Origin of the sequence: Shewanella sp. 5_MG-2023 (assembly GCF_030547465.1) — a bacterium.
Classification (GTDB): domain Bacteria; phylum Pseudomonadota; class Gammaproteobacteria; order Enterobacterales; family Shewanellaceae; genus Shewanella.
The window spans coordinates 1-4,894 of record NZ_JAUORC010000054.1; the positions used below are offsets into that span (position 1 = coordinate 1).

4 protein-coding genes and 3 tRNA genes are annotated in these 4,894 nt (G+C 39.1%); 1 reads left to right on the forward strand and 6 read right to left on the reverse strand.

Annotated features, from left to right (window positions below):
- The 4 genes from Q4557_RS19410 to Q4557_RS19425 form a co-directional block, all read right to left on the reverse strand.
- Nucleotides 1–293: GTP-binding protein (locus Q4557_RS19410; protein ID WP_303414822.1), on the reverse strand; the 293-nt coding region annotated here is incomplete at its 3' end.
- Between the two features lie 186 nt (nt 294–479).
- Nucleotides 480–553, reverse strand: a tRNA-Gly gene (locus Q4557_RS19415).
- Nucleotides 554–589: 36 nt separating this feature from the next.
- Nucleotides 590–674, reverse strand: a tRNA-Tyr gene (locus Q4557_RS19420).
- A gap of 7 nt (nt 675–681) precedes the next feature.
- A tRNA-Thr gene (locus Q4557_RS19425) sits at nt 682–757 on the reverse strand.
- Between the two features lie 220 nt (nt 758–977).
- On the opposite strand from Q4557_RS19425, the gene coaA reads away from it, so the two are divergent.
- On the forward strand, nt 978–1,928 hold the full coding sequence (coaA, locus tag Q4557_RS19430) for a type I pantothenate kinase (RefSeq protein ID WP_102436324.1): 951 nt from the start codon (nt 978–980) through the stop codon (nt 1,926–1,928).
- A 6-nt stretch (nt 1,929–1,934) separates the two neighbouring features.
- Here the strand turns inward: coaA and birA are convergent, their stop codons facing one another.
- Nucleotides 1,935–2,900, reverse strand: a complete 966-nt coding sequence (gene birA, locus Q4557_RS19435) for a bifunctional biotin--[acetyl-CoA-carboxylase] ligase/biotin operon repressor BirA (protein ID WP_102436322.1) — start codon at nt 2,898–2,900, stop codon at nt 1,935–1,937.
- Nucleotide 2,901: 1 nt separating this feature from the next.
- Nucleotides 2,902–3,915, reverse strand: coding sequence for a UDP-N-acetylmuramate dehydrogenase (gene murB, locus Q4557_RS19440; RefSeq protein ID WP_303414944.1), 1,014 nt, complete (start codon nt 3,913–3,915; stop codon nt 2,902–2,904).
- Between the last annotated feature and the right edge of the window lie 979 nt (nt 3,916–4,894).

The window sequence follows — 4,894 nt, forward strand, 5'->3', positions numbered from 1 at the left end:
TGTGCAGCACCAGTAATCATGTTTTTAACATAATCGGCGTGACCAGGACAATCTACGTGTGCGTAGTGACGAGATGGAGTGTCATATTCGATGTGAGAAGTATTAATTGTAATACCGCGCTCACGTTCTTCTGGAGCGTTATCGATTTGTGCGAAATCTTTAACTTCACCACCATATACTTTTGACAATACAGCTGAAATAGCTGCTGTAAGAGTTGTTTTACCATGGTCAACGTGACCAATTGTACCCACGTTTACGTGTGGTTTACTACGTTCAAATTTTTCTTTAGCCATGATATTGCCTCAACCCAGAGTCTTGGTAATGAAAACACATATAGAAAAAATCCGATGCATTGAATGACATCGAATCGATTAGTTTAGGAGATTAGTTTAGCATAAGACAGGACGTGCTGATTTAAAGGATTTGATTGACTTAATAACTCTGACAGAGATATTAAGCAATCAAGTCGTTCAGCAATTTGGAGCGGATGGCGGGAATCGAACCCGCGTTATCAGCTTGGAAGGCTGGAGTAATACCATTATACGACATCCGCGCAACCTGTTTAAGGCTACCTAACTACCTTTAAAAATGGTGGAGGGAGAAGGATTCGAACCTTCGAAGGCTGAGCCGTCAGATTTACAGTCTGATCCCTTTGGCCACTCGGGAACCCCTCCAGAAAAATGGTGCCGGCACCAAGAGTCGAACTCGGGACCTACTGATTACAAGTCAGTTGCTCTACCAACTGAGCTATGCCGGCTAATCATTTCGGAAACGGATATTAGGTAAATGTCGGCACAAGTGCAATAGCAAAAGCATAAAAAAGATAAAAAAAGTCTTAAATGTCGCTTTTTTAGGCTCAATTTAACAACTGCGTTCAAAAATACCTCGATTTAAACTATTGCTAAAACTATCAATGCATTTTCTATTGTTCAATATATATTGTTGGTGTACTGTGCCTGATCTAAGGAAAGGACGTTATGACATCAAATAAATTATCTCAGCAAGCACTTTATTTTTCTTTTCAGCGCCAACAATGGTCTGAATTACGTAATTCGGTGCCTTTAACACTAAGCCAAGAAGAATTAGAAAACCTTCGAGGCATGAATGAGCAACTGTCACTCGATGAAGTGACGGATATTTATTTGCCCTTAAGTCGCCTACTCAACCTGATTATCAGTGCCAAACATCAACGCAGTGAAGTGCTTGATCAGTTCTTAAGTCATAAACCGACAAAAACACCTTACATCATTAGTATCTCAGGCAGTGTTGCAGTCGGTAAGAGTACCACTGCACGTATTTTGCAAACATTATTACAACGCTGGTCAGAGCACCCAAAAGTCGAATTAGTCACCACCGATGGCTTCTTATACCCGTTAGCAGAACTTAAACAACGTAATTTGCTTAAGCGCAAAGGTTTTCCTGAAAGTTACGACATGAAAATGTTGATTGATTTTATTTCCAGCATTAAAGCTGGCGATGAATCCGTATCGGCACCGTTATATTCTCATGTCAGCTACGATAGGTTAACGGATAGTGTCCAAGAAATTAATCAGCCCGATATTTTGATTATCGAAGGCCTTAATGTATTACAGACATCATTAGATCCATCACCTGATCATAAAAGTACCTTTTTGTCAGATTATGTCGACTTCTCTATCTATGTCGATGCTGAAGAGTCACTGTTAAAACACTGGTACCAGCAACGCTTTTTGAAATTCCGACAAGGGGCTTTCAGTGATCCTGAGTCGTTTTTCCATCACTATTCGACACTGTCTGATGAAGAAGCGAATGCTACGGCAGCGAATATTTGGGACACAATTAACGGCCCCAATTTACAGTCAAACATCAAACCCAGTCGTGCCCGCGCTAACCTCATTTTAAAAAAAGCCCAGAACCACCTTGTAGACCAAGTGCTTTTACGTAAATAAATACGGTTATTTGGCAGATGCCCTCAAGCTAATTTCGCCACCAATGTGAGATGTAATGTTGCCATTAATCTCCAATAAAATAGCGCCTTGTTGATCAATTCCTCGACAGATCCCCGATAGAGAATGAGGTGCCATGATCAAATCCACTTCTTTATGAATGAATAAATCATGTTTTTCCCATTGCGGTATAAAAGGCGTTAAGCCTTGTAATTCAAATAGGCGTAAATCTGATTTAAGTTGTTGATGTAAATCAATCATTAAATCAGTTTTATTTGGCATCTCCGCTAAAGCACTCAAGTCACTCCATGGTTGATCAATAGCTTCAGCATGCTTATTAGACATACTCATGTTAATGCCAAAACCGATCACTAAATTACATTCATCCAAGGAATGGCCAGACAATTCAATTAAAATGCCTGCTAATTTTTTATTATCTTTATAAATATCATTGGGCCATTTTAAGCCTAAATTTTCTACACCATATTTCTCTAAGGTTTTTACAATAGAGCAGCCAACAATTAAGCTTAAGCCCATTGCTGCATTCATACCTTGATTTAAGCGCCAAAAAATTGAAGCATAAACATGGTGCCCATAGGGAGATACCCAATTACGTCCTCGCCTCCCCCTACCTGCAGATTGATATTCAGCGATACAAATATCACCTGTTTTCAATTCGTCAGCGTGTTGCAACATAAAGGCATTGGTGCTGTTAATGTCATCAAAATAAAAGCAACGATTATCTATTGCAGCCAATAGTTTTGCCTCATCAAATAATGGTAATGGGTTAGATAACTTATAGCCTTTGCCTTTAACACTGTATATATCTACGCCATAATCAAGTAACTGGCTGATGTGGTTGTTTACCGCGGTGCGTGATAAACCCACTTTTTGAGCAATTTGCTCACCAGAGACATAATCACTATGATCAAGCAAAGCTAGGATCTGTTTCTTTTTAACCCAATGACCATTCATATCAGATATCTACCTCGCCTTCTGGGCCAATAATTCTTGGTTCCGGTTCTAAATTTATATTAAATTTATCGTAAACTTTATTCATCACCGCATGAGCTAATTGACAAATATCATTACCCGTTGCCCCACCGAGGTTAACGAGCACTAGTGCTTGCTTGGTATGCACGGCAGCACGGCCTACTGTAAAGCCTTTTAAATTAGCTTCATCAATTAACCAACCTGCGGCAATTTTAATCGTGCCGTCAGTTTGCGCGTAGCCGACAAGATCACTAAATTCGGTTAATAACTCAAGATACTGCTTAGCTGAAATAATCGGGTTTTTGAAGAAACTACCAACATTACCAAGTACCTTAGGATCCGGTAATTTACGTTGCCTCACATCACATACTGTTTCAAATATTATTTGTGCGCTAACACTGTCATCCTGTAAGTGTTTTAGTGGTCCATATTCAAGATTAGGCGCCCACAACTTAGGTAATCTAAATTCAACCTCGGTGATGACAGCCTTATCCTTAAGCTGGTGTTTAAAAATTGAATCTCGGTAACCAAACTGGCACTGATCTGCATCAAGGGTTATCAACTGAGATGTCGTATAGTCATAGTATTCTACTTGAGAGCAGAAATTATCGATTTCTACACCGTAAGCACCAATATTTTGAATAGGCGCGGCGCCAACTGTGCCTGGAATTAACGCTAGATTCTCTAAGCCGTTAATGCCATTTTCTAAACAGTATTCAACAAAATCATGCCAATTTTCACCTGCTTGAACTGATAAGATGAAATTAAACTCATCTTCAACGACCTTAATTCCTTTTGTAAGCACTTTTATAATGGTGCCATTGAAATCATCGGTAAATACAACATTACTGCCACCGCCTAAGATCAACATAGGCTTAGATTCACTGACAAGCTTAGAAACGACTGAAATCAGTTGTTTTTTTGAGTCAACTTCAACAATAGCGTCGCAACATTGTGTTAAGGCCAAGGTATTATGGGGAGCTAAACTTACAGGCATAAAGGCATAGTTCTAACGAAAAATAATGAACACTATTGTACTTAAGATATATACAAATGGCGAAATAAGTCTCTTTTGATTAATAAATTACTACATCCCGTAGGTTTTTATATCAAAACGTCTTAGCACTACTCGTGTCATATCAATATCTCTAAAAAACCTATAAAACTTTGCCTATTGAGCACCGGGAGCTTAATTTGTCTTCTATTAAAATAATATCCATAGACATATATATTGAAAGCCAGAAATGAAAAAGCCCGCTACATAATATCGGGCTTGATACTGATTAGACGCTTGTTGATGTTGATCAACAAATAAACCCTTCGTACTTTATATCTGTGTAGAGTCGCTATAAAGCCTTGCTGAATTTAGATCAGCATTAAGGTCTGCTTTGTCATGAACATTTTCCCACTTTCACCGAACAATATTATCTAGCAGGTGATGATTCAAGCTCTCATGGTTAGTACATATTTCACTTTCCCCGAAAACGGATAGAGCCCTGACTATTAAGTCAGGGCTCTATCGACTCTTTAATGAGTGATATTAGGCGCTTGGCGGTAATCTACTTTCACATGGGCATTCGCCCAGATTCGCAGCTCACGCCGATATGTAGCAGTAAATGACTCAAGTAATCTGCGTTAGGATTTATTCTTCTTCCCCAAATACAAAAAAGCCCTAACTGTTAAATCAGGACTTTATCGACTCTCTTACGAGAGAAATTAGGCGCTTGCGATGTTCAGCTGCGGATAAATATTTCGCGTTTCATGTCTGTATAAAGCGTTGCTTTATACAGACATTACACCCTAGTTTCACATGGGTAATCGCTCAACCTCACCGCTCACGATATTATCTAGCAGCTGATGACTCAAGTTATCAGCATTAGGATTTATTCTTTTTGCCCCAAACGAAAAAAGCCCTAACTGTTAAGTCAGGGCTTTATCGACTCTCTTATGAGAGATATTAGGCGCTTGGCGATGTT